This window comes from Granulicatella seriolae (assembly GCF_024543085.1).
In the GTDB taxonomy this organism is placed as follows: domain Bacteria; phylum Bacillota; class Bacilli; order Lactobacillales; family Aerococcaceae; genus Granulicatella; species Granulicatella seriolae.
This window is the reverse complement of record NZ_JANHNZ010000009.1, coordinates 1-16,363: the sequence shown is the minus strand read 5'-3', so window position 1 is coordinate 16,363 and position 16,363 is coordinate 1. Positions and strand designations below refer to the sequence as shown.

Annotated in this window: 17 protein-coding genes and 1 riboswitch; of the genes, 11 read left to right on the top strand and 6 right to left on the bottom strand. The window is 38.0% G+C overall.

The genetic code is table 11. The features are described 5' to 3' along the window. Positions 1 to 234 precede the first annotated feature (234 nt). The 6 genes from NPA36_RS08185 to NPA36_RS08160 all read left to right on the top strand — a co-directional run bounded on the left by NPA36_RS08185 (position 235) and on the right by NPA36_RS08160 (position 5,531). Entirely contained in the window at positions 235 to 1,392 is a 1,158-nt protein-coding gene (locus tag NPA36_RS08185) for an ABC transporter substrate-binding protein (protein ID WP_256945640.1), read from the top strand. Between the two features lie 153 nt (positions 1,393 to 1,545). Next, positions 1,546 to 2,424, top strand: a complete 879-nt coding sequence (locus tag NPA36_RS08180; protein ID WP_256945639.1) for a branched-chain amino acid ABC transporter permease — start codon at positions 1,546 to 1,548, stop codon at positions 2,422 to 2,424. Positions 2,425 to 2,433: 9 nt separating this feature from the next. After that, on the top strand, positions 2,434 to 3,405 hold the full coding sequence (locus NPA36_RS08175) for a branched-chain amino acid ABC transporter permease (protein ID WP_256945638.1): 972 nt from the start codon (positions 2,434 to 2,436) through the stop codon (positions 3,403 to 3,405). After that, complete coding sequence (locus tag NPA36_RS08170) at positions 3,402 to 4,175, top strand: ABC transporter ATP-binding protein (RefSeq protein WP_256945637.1); 774 nt, start codon at positions 3,402 to 3,404, stop codon at positions 4,173 to 4,175. Before NPA36_RS08175 ends, NPA36_RS08170 begins: the two co-directional genes overlap by 4 nt. Position 4,176: 1 nt before the next feature. Further along, on the top strand, positions 4,177 to 4,881 hold the full coding sequence (locus tag NPA36_RS08165) for an ABC transporter ATP-binding protein (protein ID WP_256945636.1): 705 nt from the start codon (positions 4,177 to 4,179) through the stop codon (positions 4,879 to 4,881). A 2-nt stretch (positions 4,882 to 4,883) separates the two neighbouring features. After that, positions 4,884 to 5,531 carry a CBS and ACT domain-containing protein gene (locus tag NPA36_RS08160; protein WP_256945635.1) on the top strand — a complete coding sequence of 216 codons (648 nt, stop codon included), beginning with the start codon at positions 4,884 to 4,886 and terminating at the stop codon, positions 5,529 to 5,531. Positions 5,532 to 5,741: 210 nt separating this feature from the next. Here the strand turns inward: NPA36_RS08160 and NPA36_RS08155 are convergent, their stop codons facing one another. After that, a complete protein-coding gene (locus tag NPA36_RS08155; protein WP_256945634.1) occupies positions 5,742 to 6,308 on the bottom strand; it encodes a GNAT family N-acetyltransferase in 567 nt (188 codons plus the stop codon). Continuing rightward, positions 6,305 to 7,153, bottom strand: a complete 849-nt coding sequence (locus NPA36_RS08150) for an AraC family transcriptional regulator (protein ID WP_256945633.1) — start codon at positions 7,151 to 7,153, stop codon at positions 6,305 to 6,307. The genes NPA36_RS08155 and NPA36_RS08150 overlap by 4 nt, the downstream gene beginning before the upstream one ends. A 154-nt stretch (positions 7,154 to 7,307) precedes the next feature. On the opposite strand from NPA36_RS08150, the gene NPA36_RS08145 reads away from it, so the two are divergent. From NPA36_RS08145 to NPA36_RS08135, 3 genes are all read left to right on the top strand, one after another. Further along, positions 7,308 to 8,462 (top strand): aminotransferase class I/II-fold pyridoxal phosphate-dependent enzyme, encoded by a 1,155-nt coding sequence (locus NPA36_RS08145; RefSeq protein ID WP_256945632.1) that lies wholly within the window; start codon positions 7,308 to 7,310, stop codon positions 8,460 to 8,462. Positions 8,463 to 8,474: 12 nt separating this feature from the next. After that, a riboswitch (THF riboswitch) is annotated at positions 8,475 to 8,586 on the top strand. A gap of 79 nt (positions 8,587 to 8,665) precedes the next feature. Then, positions 8,666 to 9,208, top strand: coding sequence for a folate family ECF transporter S component (locus NPA36_RS08140; RefSeq protein WP_256945631.1), 543 nt, complete (start codon positions 8,666 to 8,668; stop codon positions 9,206 to 9,208). A gap of 190 nt (positions 9,209 to 9,398) precedes the next feature. Next, entirely contained in the window at positions 9,399 to 9,578 is a 180-nt protein-coding gene (locus NPA36_RS08135) for a 2-hydroxymuconate tautomerase (protein ID WP_256945630.1), read from the top strand. A 68-nt stretch (positions 9,579 to 9,646) separates the two neighbouring features. On the opposite strand, the gene NPA36_RS08130 is transcribed toward NPA36_RS08135, so the two are convergent. Genes NPA36_RS08130 through NPA36_RS08115 form a run of 4 tightly spaced genes read right to left on the bottom strand, consistent with a single transcriptional unit; the run spans position 9,647 to position 13,271 of the window. Further along, positions 9,647 to 10,861 carry an ABC transporter permease gene (locus NPA36_RS08130; RefSeq protein ID WP_256945629.1) on the bottom strand — a complete coding sequence of 405 codons (1,215 nt, stop codon included), beginning with the start codon at positions 10,859 to 10,861 and terminating at the stop codon, positions 9,647 to 9,649. Continuing rightward, entirely contained in the window at positions 10,851 to 11,543 is a 693-nt protein-coding gene (locus NPA36_RS08125; RefSeq protein WP_256945628.1) for an ABC transporter ATP-binding protein, read from the bottom strand. The genes NPA36_RS08130 and NPA36_RS08125 overlap by 11 nt, the downstream gene beginning before the upstream one ends. Then, entirely contained in the window at positions 11,543 to 12,727 is a 1,185-nt protein-coding gene (locus NPA36_RS08120; protein ID WP_256945627.1) for an efflux RND transporter periplasmic adaptor subunit, read from the bottom strand. The genes NPA36_RS08125 and NPA36_RS08120 overlap by 1 nt, the downstream gene beginning before the upstream one ends. Then, positions 12,714 to 13,271 (bottom strand): hypothetical protein, encoded by a 558-nt coding sequence (locus NPA36_RS08115; protein ID WP_256945626.1) that lies wholly within the window; start codon positions 13,269 to 13,271, stop codon positions 12,714 to 12,716. Before NPA36_RS08115 ends, NPA36_RS08120 begins: the two co-directional genes overlap by 14 nt. A 279-nt stretch (positions 13,272 to 13,550) precedes the next feature. Between NPA36_RS08115 and NPA36_RS08110 the strand changes: the two genes are divergently transcribed. Further along, positions 13,551 to 14,945: a sugar transferase gene (locus tag NPA36_RS08110; protein WP_256945625.1), complete on the top strand. Its 1,395-nt coding sequence runs from the start codon at positions 13,551 to 13,553 to the stop codon at positions 14,943 to 14,945. A 77-nt stretch (positions 14,946 to 15,022) separates the two neighbouring features. Beyond that, entirely contained in the window at positions 15,023 to 15,922 is a 900-nt protein-coding gene (locus NPA36_RS08105; RefSeq protein ID WP_256945624.1) for a prephenate dehydrogenase, read from the top strand. The last annotated feature ends 441 nt before the right edge of the window (positions 15,923 to 16,363 follow it).

Sequence of the window (16,363 nt, the reverse complement as noted above, 5' to 3'; positions counted from 1 at the left end):
GGCTTTTTTTATAGGATAATATTAGTTTAGAGATAATCGTCGATAACATTTGTTGAAGTTAACAAAAAAATCGCCAAATATATCTTTATTAAAACATATTTTATGAAAATAAGAAAAAACTTTGAAATAATTAGAAAAAGATTAGTATTTGTACTTGCATGAATTGTCAGAATATTATATACTACTTCCAATCACAGGTGATACACCTAACATACATGGGAATGAGGGATTTTTATGAATTTGAAAAAATATGGATTAGGCTTAGTTGTAGCGGCACTTTTAGCAGGTTGTGGAGCTAATGGCGGTGCAGGCTCGTCAGATGAAGTGAAGTTAGGTGGGAATTTTGAGTTGACTGGTGGCGCAGCAGCTTATGGTACACCAATGTCAGAAGGAATGCAGTTGGCTGTCGATCAAGTCAATGCAGCAGGCGGGGCCTTAAAGAAAAATGTTAAAGCAATTATCTCAGATAACAAAACAGACAAAACCGAAACAGCAGCCGTTGCTACAAAATTAGTTTCAGAAGGTGTAGTTGGAATCATTGGACCAGCAACAACTGGGGATGCGCAAGCAGAAATCCCAGTTGTAGAACGTGCTAAAATTCCAGTTATCTTCCCAGCAGCAACAGGGAACGGAATTACTTTAGATGCAGCAGGAAGCGTGTATGAATATATCTTCCGTGTTTGTTTCCAAGATGAATTCCAAGGGGTTGCAGCAGCCAAGTTTGCTAATAGTAAATTTACCGCTAAGACCGCAGTTGTTTTATTTGATAACTCTAATGATTATTCACAAGGATTGAAAGATAGTTTCGCTAAAACTTTTGAAGGGCAAGGCGGAACGCTAGTTGCTCAAGAAAGCTATACAGCTGGAGACACTGATTTCCAAGCGGTATTAACTACTTTAAAATCTAAGAAATTTGATGTCTTATACTTGCCTGGTTACTATGAAGAAGTTGGGCTAATCATCAAACAAGCTCGTGAAATGGGCATTACACAACCAATCTTAGGTGGTGACGGTTATGCTAGTGATACTTTGATTGAATTGGCTGGAACCAGCAATTTGAATGATATCTATTATACATCTCATTTCTCACCTGAAAGTACTGATAAAGTTGTTCAAGATTTTGTAGCGGCTTATAAAGAGAAATTTGGTAAAACGCCAGATACCTTCGCAGCCTTAGCTTATGATGCAACAAATCTACTTGTCAAAGCAATTGAAACAGCAGGTACAACGGATTCAGCAAAAGTAACAGAAGCTATTGCAAAAACAACTGATTTTACAGGTGTGACAGGAACTTTCTCTATCGATGAAGAACATAACCCAGTAAAAACTGCTGTTATGATTGAGTTGCAAGATGGTAAAGTGGCAAGCACTGAAAATGTGTCAGGAAATTAATTGTAAGATAGATTCTCATATTATAAAGTAATCATCCATGGAAAGAGGCAAAGGGATCTTCTCTAGGCCTCTTTTTAGGTCAGATTAAGAAGTAAAAGAATTCTTGGTCAAAAACGTAATCATTTTTGATTGGGAAACGAAAGGAGTAAGAAAATGGATTTATTCTTCCAACAATTAGTTAATGGCCTATCGCTAGGTAGTATCTATGCATTGATTGCCTTAGGGTATACCATGGTTTATGGAACGATCAAGTTAATCAACTTTGCTCATGGCGATGTCTATATGATGGGTGCTTTTGTTGGCTTTTACGCCATCAATATCTTGCACTTAAATGTCTTTCTCGCTTTGCTCATAGCCATGGTTTTCTGTGCAGTATTAGGCGTGATTATTGAACGAGTGGCTTACAAACCACTAAGAGGGTCAACTCGAATTGCCGCCTTAATTACAGCGATTGGGGTATCTTATTTATTAGAAAATGTGATGATTTACTTTTTCGGTGCGGAGGTAAAAGCCTTCCCGTCACCAATGGAAAATGTAAACTACAACCTGTTAGGTGTCACGATTAACTCCAAACAGATTTTGATTTTTATCACCACCATCAGTTTAATGGTACTGTTACAATTTATCGTTAAATATACAAAAATGGGGAAAGCTATGCGAGCGGTAGCGGTGGATGAAGATGCGGCAAAACTAATGGGGATTGATGTGGACCGAGTGATTTCCTTTACCTTTGCACTAGGATCAGCTCTTGCGGGTATTGCTGGGGTTTTAGTTGGTCTGTATTACAACTCAATTTCAGCAACCATGGGTGTGGTACCGGGGCTTAAGGCATTTATCGCAGCGGTTCTAGGTGGAATTGGTAGTATACCGGGTGCCATGGTTGGTGGCTACGTCATTGGTGTTCTTGAAACGTTAGTTAGCTATCTAGGTGGTTCATCCTTTAAAGACGCTGTAGTTTATTTATTGTTAATTGTTATTCTAATCGTCTTACCACAAGGTTTATTTGGTAAGAATGTCAAAGAGAAAGTGTAGGTGAGGGAGATGCAACGATTTCACAAAAAAAATATAGCATGGGCACTCCTAGCCATAGTCGGATATCTTGTTCTTTATCTATTAATTCAGGCTCGTGTTATCAACGCTTACTATGAAATTACGCTAGTAACCATCATGATCAATATCATCTATGCCGTAGGACTTAACTTAATCCTGGGTGTAGCCGGGCAATTCTCATTGGGACATGCCGGATTTATCGCCATTGGAGCATACGGTGGTGCCATCTTAGGGACAATGGTTCCGGGTATGGCAGGCATGTATCTAGGGATGCTAGCTGGAGTTGCTGTATCAATTATTGTGGCACTACTAGTAGGAATTCCAACCCTTCGTCTAAAAGGGGACTATCTAGCCATTGCCACCCTAGGAGTAGCCGAGATCATTCGAGTTGCCCTTATCAATATGCAAGGCATTACAAATGGTGCTGCCGGTATTAATGGAATTCCACTTAGTACAACTTGGACGATTGTTTATGTTTTCTTAGTTTTGACGACCATTTTAATCTTAAATTATGCTTATTCTAGTGCCGGAAGAGCAACTTATGCGGTACTTCAAGATGAAATTGCTGCTGAATCTATGGGGGTTAATGTAACCAAGTATAAGATTATTGCCTTTATTCTAGGTGCCGTTACCGCAAGTATCGGTGGTACCCTGTCAGCAACCTATATCGGTGTCGTGACCCCAAGTGACTTTACCTTCACCAAATCCATTGATATTTTGATTATAGTTGTTTTTGGTGGGATTGGTTCTTTTACAGGTTCCTTTGTAGCAGCTATTTTATTAGGCTTAGTCAATATGATTTTACAACCTTATGGACAAATTCGGATGATTATCTATGCCGTTGCTTTAGTGCTTATCATGGTCTTTCGTCCAGGTGGGCTCTTGGGAACGAAAGAATTCCGTTTCGGATCCTTAGTTGAAAAATTCTTCAAGAAAAAAGGTAAAAAGGAGGAGTCTGCATGAGTTTATTAGAAGTTAAACACCTAACCAAAAACTTTGGTGGACTTGCGGCCGTATCCAACGTCTCTCTTTACCTCAACCAAGGAGAATTAGTTGGTTTAATCGGGCCAAATGGTGCAGGTAAAACTACCTTGTTCAACCTTCTAACTGGTGTTTATGTGCCAAGTGAAGGAACAATTGAACTAGAAACCCAAAGCGGTAAGCAGGTATTAAATGGGCTAGCTCCAAATAAAATTACCGAACTTGGCTTGGCTAGAACCTTCCAAAACATCCGCTTATTTAAAGACTTAACCGTTCTTGAAAATGTCATGATTGGCATGCATGCTCATGGGGAAAACTCACTCTTTTCAACACTTTTTCGAACTAAGCCTTATTATGAAACCGAAGAAAAAATGCGTGAACAAGCATTAGAACTTTTGAAGATTTTTAATTTAGAAGCCAACCAAAATGACCAAGCTAAAAATCTAGCTTATGGGCAACAAAGACGTTTAGAGATTGTGCGGGCATTAGCCACAAAGCCGAAAATTTTATTCTTAGATGAACCAGCTGCGGGTATGAATCCACAAGAAACAGCTGAATTGACTAATTTAATTGCGCAAATCAGACAGCAATTTAACTTGACGGTTGTCTTAATTGAACACGATATGTCCTTGGTTATGGAAATTTGCCAACGCTTATATGTTTTGGAGTATGGACGTTTATTAGCCCATGGGACACCTGATGAAATCAAAGCAAACCCTGATGTTATCAGAGCTTATTTGGGAGGTGAATGAGATGTTACAAGTAGAGGACTTAGAAGTACATTACGGCATGATTCAAGCGGTCAGAGGAGTTTCTTTTGAGGTTAATCAAGGCGAGATTGTCTCTCTTATAGGGGCTAATGGAGCTGGAAAATCAACCATCTTAAAAACTATTTCTGGACTAGTCCGTCCATCAAAAGGAAGCATCACTTATCTAGAACAAGACATCTCAAAAATGCCTACTAAAAAAATAGTTTCTTTAGGCTTAGCTCAGGTGCCAGAAGGGCGACACGTATTTAAAGGACTAACCGTTAAGGAAAACCTTGACTTAGGCGCTTTTTTGCGGAATGATAGAGATGAGATACAAAAAGATATGGAGACCATTTTTCAACGGTTTCCGATTCTTGAAGAACGAAAAAATCAAGATGCTGCGACCCTTTCAGGTGGGGAGCAACAAATGTTGGCCATGGGACGTGCTTTAATGACTCGCCCTAAACTCTTATTGTTGGATGAGCCTTCCATGGGTCTGGCTCCTATTTTCATCAGGGAAATTTTTAATATTATTCAAGATATTCAGTCACAGGGGACTACAGTACTTTTGATTGAGCAAAATGCAAAGATGGCGTTGTCAATTGCAGATAGAGGGTATGTCTTGGAAACTGGTCAAATCGTGTTAAGTGGAACTGGTCAGGAATTGTTGGCTAGTGACGAAGTTCAAAAAGCCTATTTAGGAGGATAATCATGGATGTAAAAACATATATGTCAACGGATATGGTGACCATCTCGCCGGAAACAACTGTCATTGAGGCTTTAGATTTAATGAAGGAGCATGATATTCATCGTCTTCCAGTCGTTGTAGATGGCCACTTAGTTGGTTTGGTAACGGAAGAAATTATTGCTCGAAACTCACCATCAACAGCCACTAGTCTGAGCGTGCACGAATTGAATTACTTGCTCAATAAAACGACGGCAAAAGATATCATGATTAAACAAGTCGTAACTGTTCATAAAGATACCTTGCTTGAAGAAGCAGCGGTCTTGATGCGTACAAAAAATATTGGTGTACTGGTCGTTGTCGAAGACCAAAACAAACTTCTGGGTATCATTACGGATAAAGATATCTTTGATGCTTTCGTAGATATTTTAGGTTACTACACACCAGGTTCACGCCTAGTCATCGAAATAACCGAAGACAGAAAAGGGACGCTTGAAGATATTTCTAGCATTATGAAAAATAACGATATCAACATCACCCAAATCGCTGTCTACCACCAAGAAGGTGCCATAATGGTAGTGCTGCAAGTAGAAAGCCAACAACCTGACGAAGTAGCTGACCTACTAGCACAAAAAAACTACAAAGTCGTAAGCGCAGTGAAAAAAAGAGCGTGAGGACGACTGTTCAGCTATGACAGGATTTTAGGAAATTTTTACGAAAGCCTTGAAGAGGCTGTAGAAAAATTTATCTAAATCCCGAATAGCTAGGAGTCCGAACGCGTTAAAAAAAGAGCGTGAGGACGACGTTATAGGATTTATCTAATAAAACAAAAAATCTTCCAACTTCTACGTTGGAAGATTTTTTATTAACACTTAAATACAAAATTAAACCACCCACTGCATATGTTGGTATTGATGGCTACCAATCATGCGTATACTATGGTCTTTGAAACCAAGAGAGCTATAAAGTTTATAGGCCCCCTGATTATCCACTTCGCAATTCAAGCCAATTTTGGTTTGATTAGTGGCTCTTGCCATTTCTGGTAGTGATTTGAGTAGGGCGGTTCCTACACCAAGTCCGCGGTAGTCCTCATGTGTTACTAAGGAGTCCAAATACCATTCACCAGGGAAGGTTTCCTTGTCAATGAAGAGTTTGTTGCCTGTTGGATAATTATAGGCTGCAAACAAATCGTCCATAGCAAGGTCAATAGTGTCCTCAATCTCACCAGGATAGCCAAAGGCGACACCTGCTATCGCTCCGTCAATATCAGCTACTAAGGCGTGGTCCATGCTATAGCGGTAGCCCGGAGTCCCCATAGCGTGAAAGAGCATTTCTCTAACATCTTTGGGGTCAGCTTCCTTGAGGAATTCTAAATCCATACTGTTTAAAATGATCATTAATAAAGGAATTAATTGTTCTCTCTCATCTAATCTAGGTTTACGAATTATCATGCTTCTTGCCTCTCTTTTCGATAGTTGCTTGGAGAAACACCAATTTTTTGTTTAAAGGTTTCTGAAAAATAGGACTGATTAGAAAACCCTACGATAGTAGCGATTTGTGTAATCGAATAGTTGGTTGTCTCCAATAATATTTTACTTTCTTTAATTCGGATGCTGTTTAAAAATTCCATAGGGGACATGCCTACTTTATTTTTAAAGGTATGGGAAATATAATACCGGTTCAAATGAGTCACCTGTGCCAGATGGTCTAGCGTAATTCGTTGATGATAATGGTTTTGCATATATTGCTTCATTAAGGTAACATCTTTGGTCAACTTATTTTTCGGAGCTGTATCCAACTCGAAAGTTTGTTGCCGAAGCAATTTAATAATCAAAGCCTCTAGCATGGCATGACATATCATTTCATAACCAGGTTGTTCATTATCAATTTCCGTTAAAATGGTGTTCAGATAGTTTAAGAGGTCCTTATTCTCATCGTGAAAACTTGAGATAGAGAAGAAGGTTTCCACTTCGTCATGGATTTCCTTAGTAGGCTTAGAAAAAGATAGACCTTGAATACCAGCAACAATATACTTGAGTGGCTTGTTGTCAGATGATGCCTCCGTATGTTCGATATGCGGATTTACAATAATTAAATCATTTTCTCGTACTGAGATTTTGCTAGTATTGGTTACGAAAAAGCCTTCTCCCTCAGTGACGTAAAATAACTCTGTAAATGGGTGAGTGTGCAAGGTACTGTGCCAATCCTCATCAAAACTGGATAGGGTAATAGACTCTAACTTAAATGTTAAATTACGCAGACTGGATTCCATCAATAAAAACCGTTGATTACTCATCTTCATCCCCCTTGAAAACGTTATTATCTTTTTCATTATAACAAATTACAGACTTGATTCAAAGTTCATAAAAAAACAAGGCAAATTGTTGACCCATACTAAAAATAACTGTATCCTAACGATAGATTAAAAGTTAATGAAACGAGGTGTGTGTATGCAAACAAATTACTTATTGGAAAAAATTCTCCCATCACAAATTCTTTACATGAATGAGGTTTTTTCAAAGCAAGAAGGCATTATTAAGTTAACACTAGGAGAGCCTGATTTTAATGTCCCACAAAAAATTAAGGATGCGGCCATTGCCGCAGTAGAAAACAATCACTCACATTATACCCACGCTGCAGGAACACCTGAATTGCGTCAAGCGATTGCCGATTATTTACAAAGACGTCAAGGCCTAACATATGACCCTAATCGTCAAATTTTTGTTACAGTAGGGGCAACTGAAGCTCTAACTGCTGCTGTAACAGCCATGTTAAACCCCGGCGACAAAGTTTTAATCCCATCTCCATATTTCCCTTTTTATGAAGCTATTATTTCTATGGTAGGGGCTACAGTAGTGACAGTTGATACTGCTGCGGATGGGTTTATCCTGACGCCTGAAAAACTACATGAAACCATGAAGCGAGAAGAAGGCATTAAAGCGGTTCTGCTGAATTTCCCATGTAATCCAACAGGAGTTACCTATAGTCGTCAGGAAGTTAAGGATTTGGCAGAAGCCATCTCACAATATGACGTGGTTGCCATTAGTGATGAGATTTATAGCGAGTTAACTTATGGCCCTCAACATACATCGCTTGCTGAATTTATTCCAGAACAAACCATTCTAATTAACGGAACGTCAAAAGCATTTGCTATGACGGGTTACCGGGTTGGTTTTATTGCTGCACCACTTCACTTGGCTATTCCACTTTTTAAAGCCCACCAATTTATGGTGACTTGTGCCACAGCTATCGCACAGGCTGCAGCGGTTGTTGCGTTTAACGAATGCGATGAAGAAGTTCAAGAAATGAAAACTGCTTACTTGAAACGTCGTGACTACATGCAAACAGCCCTAGAAAAAATTGGTTTCAGCATGACACAGCCTAAGGGAGCTTTTTATCTCTTTGTAAAAGTCCCAGAATTTTTAGGCTTGAACGATGAAGAATTCTGTATTGAATTAGCAGAAACAGCTAAAGTAGGTACTATTCCAGGTTCTTATTTTGGACCAGGAGGAGAAGGCTATTTCCGTTTAAGCTATGCAGCTAGCAAGGAGAATTTAGAAGAAGCAGTGAAACGTATGGCTGCCTACCTTGAATCAAAAAAATAAATAAAGAAAAATGACAGAGTAAAAAGCAAAGCGTCAAGTGTCAGTTGGATGGGATGTTGCCACTGAACGAAAGGCCCAAAAGAATCGTTAAAGGACTTGCGATTTTGCTTTTGCATTCGCTGCATTTAATGGAATTTCGGGTAAATCCCCATAAATGGAGCAACTCTATACATTTGAATCACTCAAATAAGGAGATGCTAACAATGAAAACAAACTATCAAAATCAATCAAAAATGAATCCAGCATTAAGTTTAACTATTATCGCCATGGTAATTGCCTTTCGATTAGCCTTGTCTTACATTCCTTCCTTTAAATTTGGAAGCTATGCTGAAATAGGAGTAGGGTTTATCGGAGCTGCTTTGGCTGCGGTCTTGTTAGGCCCTTGGCGAGCAGCAGGCGTAGGGGCTGTAGTAGATATCTTGAGTTTCTTTCTAACTGGAGGGGGACTCTTCTTTCCAGGATACACCCTAAGTGCAGCACTAGGGGGTCTCTTATATGGTTTGATGCTCTACAAAAAAGAGCCAAGCTTCCTACGCGTGTTAGTAACAGTAAGCTTAGTGACCCTGATTATTAACTTAGGGCTAGGCTCCTTATGGATTCACCTCTTGTACGGTAAAGCTTTTGAAGTCTTTATGGGTGTCAGAATCATCAAAAACCTCATTTCATGGCCGATAAATACGCTAGTTTTATACTTGTTATTAAACAATGACAATGTAAAGAGAATCATAAACAAATACAGACTGTAAGACAAGAAACCATATCCTGCAATAAAATGGGGAATCATTAATCTTAGTTAATGAGGGAATTTGTCTGATTTAAAAGGCCCTTGTCTCAGGAAATAACTTCAATAAAATAAAGCTGGTAACAAGTTTTTAATTCATCTAAAAGTCTTCCGCCAAAGACACGTATTGCCCAGCTTAAAGAAAGGAAACCCATATGCCATTTGTACATGTAGAAATGCTTGAAGGACGCACTCGTCAACAAAAAGAAAACTTGGTCAAAGAAATGACTGAGGTTATCTCTAGAAATGCAGGTGCACCTGTTGAAGCTATTCATATCATCATTTCAGAAATTAAAGCAGAAAATTTAGGACAAAATGGAAAACTTAGAGGATAAGAAAAAGCTTAGCTAAGTCAGAAAAATCTGAATAGCTAAGCTTTTTTTATAGTAAAGTTACTTAACTCTTAACGCAGTATTTCAATAACATCTTTCTCTGCTGCAGAGCGGGCTGGGAAGACGCTAAAGACAATTCCGATAAAGACGGAGATGCCAATGGATAGGAGAATAGCTGATATATCTAGAGAAATATTGAAAGGCAAGAAGAGAGCTATAATCGTTGCGATAGCAATCCCAAAGATATATCCTACTACGCCCCCAATTGAGGTGATCATAATGCCTTCAAGCAAGAACTGCAATTGTATGGAGCGCTTGGTAGCTCCCATTGAACGGCGGATTCCAATTTCTTTAGTCCGTTCAGAAACAGAAATATACATCATATTCATAACCCCGACTCCCGCAATAAAGAGCGAAATACCGGCGATAGCTGATACAAAGTAGGTTAAACCATCTAAGACTTGTCCAATTTGTTCCAGAATTTGAGACATATCAAAATAGCCATAAGTTCCCATTTGTTTTAAGCTACCATGCTCCTTTAAGTAATCTTGAACTTTATTAGCCACTACTTTGGTTTGTACATTTGGCTGGAGGTAGACTAATAAGTTCTGTTTAGGTTCAGGTGCTCTAAAAAGTTGGTGGTAGGTATTTTCAGGAATTTCTATTTCACTTTCCGGTTTTTGGTTTTCTGAAAAATTAAAGGAGATACCACCTGAAAAAGGTTTAATTCCCTTGATATTGAAGACATTACCACTTAAGACAATTCCTTTACCAAGAGCATTCTCGGCACTATCGTACAATTCACTAGCTAATCTCTCAGAGATAACAGCTACTTTTTGATAACCATCATTATCAACCGCTTCAATAGGGCGACCAAACGAAACGGCACGTCCCTCACTTTTTATCAAATCCGAAGTTAGAGAAGTGTTCCCATTTTTAGTTTTTAAGTCTACATAATTACTGGAGTTACTTGTTGACGCAGGTATTTCAGCCGAGTGGACACCCTCAATTTCTTCAATACCTAAAATATCTTGTTGCGTAAAGCTGCTGAAGGTAGTGAAATCCATTGTGGGATTGGTAGGGTTGAAATAAAAATTAATGCTCACCCGATTTTCTTGGCCGGACGTTAAACTAGAAATGGTAGCTTTCTGGAATCCGCGCCCTAGACTAATGATCGTAATCACAGAACTGATTCCTACAATAATTCCTAACATAGTTAGCAAAGTTCGACGAGCATTTCCTTTTAGAGACCTAATGGCCGAGGAAAGGAGTACACTAAATTTCATCTTTCGTCACCATCCGATCTTCTGTGATGACACCATCTACTACTCGCACAACACGCGTGCAGTATTTAATCAAGGTAGGGTCGTGTGTGACCATAACAATTGTAACACCTTCTACCTTATTTAAGTGTTCGATGATTTCCATAATAGTTTGAGACGTTTTCGTATCTAAAGCCCCTGTTGGCTCGTCAGCGATGATGAATTTTGGTGAGTTGACCAAGGCTCTGGCAATAGCCACCCGTTGTTTTTGACCACCAGATAGTTGTTTAGGTAATTGGTGAAGTTTGGTTTCTAACCCAACTCGTTCCAAAGCTTTTTCTACTAAAGGCAGCGTTTCTTTTGGAGAATAACCATTGTAAAGTAGCGGCAATTGAATATTCTCCAAAATACTGGCTGATTCAATCAAATTAAAGTCCTGAAAAACAAAACCTACCGTAGAATTTCTAACCTTAGAAATAGCGTTGTCACTAAGATTATGGATAGATTCGCCTTCAAAAAGATAGTCTCCTTGGTAATTAGAGTCCAAAAAGCCTAATACATTTGCTAGAGTAGATTTTCCTGAACCGGATGGCCCCATAATAGCAACAAATTCACCCTCATCAATGGATAAGGAAACATCGTTTAATACGTGCAAGTGGGTATCGCCAGTTTGATAGTACTTGTTGATTTTTTGTAATTCGATCATTAATTCCCAGCTCCTTGGCTAGAATCTTCTGTAATGGTTGTAATAGCTTGTCCATCTGTCAGTTGGCCACTTGGATTTGAGACGATGACATCTCCCTTATTTAAGCCTTGGGATATAATTTTTTGGAAGCCTTGTTTAGTTCTGCTGATGACTTGTCGTTTAGCATGACCATCAACTACAAGAAAAACATATTCTTCTTCGCCATCACTTAGAACAGCACTTTCAGGAACGATTAAGGATGATTGTGGCACCTTAACTTGAACATTGAAGCCGTTTGGCAATTCTTCAGAAGGGGTTACCTCGACTTTGTACTGAGCAACATTAGGGGTTGACATACCAGTAGTAGTCGGTGGTTCTTGTGTTGGTTCCTTGGCAATAAAAGTAATCTGTCCAGTAATATCACGGTCTTGAGCATTAATATAAACCGTCACAGCTTGACCAACAGAAGCTCGAAGAAAGTCATACTCAGTGATTGTTGTCTTAATGATGGCATCTTGACTAACCACTTTGATAAATGGCTGTGTGGCATTGGTTCTGCCCGCTTGGTTTAAAGTAACGATACCGCTATTGTCCGCCAAGATAATTTCTTCTGTTTTTTCTTGCGCTCGAACGATTTTGACTTCTAAATCTTCAATTGAAGCAGTCAAATCAGCAATACCTTTTTTGCTGGCTTCAATCCCTGCATCAAAACTACTAGTATCGACAGTTGCTTCTGGGTTTCCCATAGCCTCACGTGTCTCAACAATATATCTCCAACGAGCATTTTGTTGCTTGGTTAACTCTTCTTCAGCACTTGCCCGCTGATCGTACAAGCGCGTTTGTTGGCGACTCATATCAGATAATTCTTGACTCAAAGTTTCGTTAGAATACCGAAACAGAGCTTGACCTTGTGTCACTTCTTGGCCATCGACTACAGAAACTGTTTCGATAGAACCTTTTTGTGGGTCAAACGTATAACTTGTCTCATTCGTTGCAGTTAACTGACCATTTAAAATTAAATCTTCCTGATCACCAACTGTATAGATGGTGAAACTATCGCTAGTATCTTTGCTTTTTGGTGGGTTGAGAAAGGTATATGCAATGGCAATTGCACCAATTGCAAAGAGAGCAATAATTCCTCTAACTAGCCATTTGTTTTTCTTGGTAGTTGGTTTATTTGTTTGTTTTCTTTTATTCGTTTTCATCTGTTATGAACTCCTCAGCTAATTCAAAAGTTAAGTCTTCCCAATCATTACGAGTATTTAAGTACCAGTATTGCATTAATATTCCAAGTGATGCAACGATAACAGCACCGATGATTACAGCTACTTCTAATGATCCAATTATGGTGTGGATTTGCAATAAAAATACAAGTGTATCAAAGGCGATTTTCCCAAAGACAATATACGAAACTAAAGCATCAGGAAGGATATTTTTGCGTGCTTTCATGTAGTTTTGAACATAAAACACTAATACAATGATGGTTAAGATGACCGTGATACCAAGTAAAATCCTAGCCATTAAACTGTCTTGATAGGCGAAGGTATCTTGTAAGAGTTTGATAGCCTGAGCTTGTGTCTCTGAGTCGGAATTGTTGATATTCAAACTAGCTTTAGTATTTTCAATCAATTTTTCACGATTTATCGGCCAAAAAGTAACAACCAAGGCTAAAATTGAAAATAAAGTAAACAGAATAGACAGTAGCTTGTAGGTTCTGACTTTTTTATCAATAAGTGCTTGTGTTTCCATGAGATTCCTCCTATTTATAAAGCTTTTGATAATATTTCTATAGTAACATAATAGAAATAAATTTGAAATATTATTCTCAAACTTCAGGTGATTTTCAAAAGATGTGTGGAAAGTTAACGATTTTTTGGGAATATTCCTTAGTTTTAAAGAGAACAAAACCATTTTTTAGCACCGGTTTCAAACTTAAATATTCTTAAGGCAATAAGAAATAAATAGGAAGAAGCCTAAGTATTTGATATAATAACTTGTGACGAGCGTTTAGTTTAAGGAGGAGTATCTATGAAACAAGTTGGCGGATTTCGCACAACCAGAAAAATAGTCACCGCTTTAGTTGATGTATTATTATTTTTTGTGTCATTCTATATTTCATTTTTTGTTCGATATGGAAGAACCTTTCCCGTTGAAAATTTCCAAAGTTTTACCCAATCTTTTTGGTATATTATTCTGTTCTTTTTAGCTTTGAATATCCTTTCAGGCGTTTATGTCTACTATAATAAATCAGTTGGAGATTTACTTTTCATTACCATCATTGATCAGTTCTTCCTGTCCTTGTTTATTATGGTCTTGACTTTTGCAGGTAGATGGCTAGCCTTTCCTAGGTCAGTTATCTTATTGAATTTAATTTTTAGTATTATCCTGCTCTTCTTATGGCGGTATGCGGTTTTTGAATTTTACCGTCGTTTTAGTGGTAGCAAAAAAATTATGGTTATTGGAAAGCAAGAAAAAGTTTTTGCGGCAATCGATAATTTCAAGAGTTCCAAGAGTGTTCGTCACATCGTCACACACGTTGCCTTGGACCGTTATCTAGAAAATGTCCAAGAGTATTTAAAAGATGTTGATATCGTCTATATTGCTAGTCAAATCAACCAAGATGAACGTATTGAAATCTGTGAGTACGTTATGCGAAATAACAAAAAAGTTTTCCTTAATACAAGTTTTGATAATCTATTGTTAGTGAATCCAAACCTAATGAATATTGAAGATGAAAGTATTATGGAGTTATCTGGGTTTGAAATACCACAAGAAATTGAGATGATGAAACGCATTGCCGATATTTTAATTTCTCTCGTATTGCTTGTGATCACTTCACCCATTATGTTGGTAGCAGCGATATTAGTAAAAAGAAGTTCGGAAGGTCCAATTTTCTATCGCCAAACACGAGTGACTAAAGGTGGATTAGATTTTGAAATTCTTAAATTCCGTTCAATGGGTGTCACGGCAGAACAAGAGTCTGGACCCGTACTGGCAACGTCAAATGATGTAAGAGTTACACCTGTTGGTAAATACCTAAGAGCCTTACGAATTGATGAACTTCCACAGTTGATCAATGTTCTTAAAGGGGATATGTCCCTTGTTGGACCACGTCCAGAGCGACCATTTTTCGTGGAACAATTTAAAGAAGAAAATCCTTATTACTATCTACGTCATAACGTCAGAGCTGGTATCACAGGTTACGCTCAAGTTTATGGGAAATACGCATCAAATTTTAATAGCAAACTGAATTTTGATTTGATTTATATTAAAAAATATAGTCTAGTCTTAGATATCAAAATCATGCTTCAAACCGTTAAAATATTATTTGACAAGGTTTCTTCCCAAGGGTTGGAAGAAGGAGAACAACATATCTACACAGAAAGAGAATTAGAAGAAAGTGGTATAAGCGTGTTGCGCTAAAACGATAGTATGATAAAAAGGCTAGAAGTGCTTGAACAAGCCCTAGCCTTTTTCTATATAGTTAAGGAGTGAAGTGGTTGGAAAATGAAGGGATTAGAACAATCAAAACAATAGCTATAATAGGGTTAGGAGTTGTAGGTGGTTCTTACGCACAAGCCATTCGCCTAAGCTGCGGCCATCGATATAAAATCATTGGTATAGATACAGATGAGCTAACTCTAAAGAAAGCGAAACAATTGGGTTGGATAGATCAAGGTTATAAAGATGGGAAAGAAGTTCTTCCACAAGCGGATTTAGTTATTTTTTCTTTATATCCTGTGATGATTAAGACATTTATATTGGATCACCTTTCCTATTTTAAAGAAGGGGCTTTGCTGACAGATGCAACAGGTGTCAAGAAGCCCTGCATGGAAGAAGTGCTACCAATTTTACCATCTCATGTGGATTTCGTTTTTGGACATCCTATGGCAGGACGAGAGAAAAGTGGAATAGACTATGCAAGTGCTCAAGTATTTCAGGGAGCCAATTACTTAATTACTCCAACGCCATTAAATAAGAAAGAAAATATTGATTTTATTGAAAGCTTTATGAGAAGTTTAGGTTTTGGACGTGTGACGCAAACCACTATTGATTTTCATGATGAAATTATTAGCTTCACTAGCCAACTAACTCATGCTATTGCGGTCTCTCTTATTAATAGTGACCGTGAGGGGCGAGAAACTGTAAGATTTATTGGTGACAGTTACCGTGACCTAACACGAATTGCTAATATCAATGAAAAACTATGGAGTGAACTTTTTATCGAAAATGCCCCTAACCTTCTCCAATCCATTGAAGCGTTCGAAAAGGAGCTAACTCTTATGAAAGCAGCAATAGCCAATAAAGACAAAACTTCTTTGGAAAAGCGATTTGTAGAAGCGGGTAAACGCCGTGTTGCCTTAGAAGAAGCAGATTATTCTCTTAAATACAAAGACTGATAATGAAGTTATTTGTTGAAATACCTTTAGACTTGTAGTTTAGAATACAAGTCTAAAGGTATTTTAGTTAAAATTTTTTGATGTAATTCCTTTGTATTTTTAAGTTGACAGAAAACGTGACTGTGAATAGAGGAGTGAGGGGACAGAAGACCACTAGATGTTGTGTGCTAAAACCCTTGATATCACTAGATTTACAAAAGGTTTGAATTTAATTTTTAAAACTTGCAAGCACTATCAATTTGTGGTAGTCTATTCAGTGAACACCAGTCGAACTCTAATAAAAAATATCTGTAAAATTTTTTGAAAAAAAGTGATATATTTTGTTGACATACTTTAGAGACGATGATAATATATAGAAGTTGTCAAAACGACAACGAAAGACATTGACCTTTGAAAACTGAACAAAGAAGACAAACCAAATGTGTAGGGAACTTCATCAAA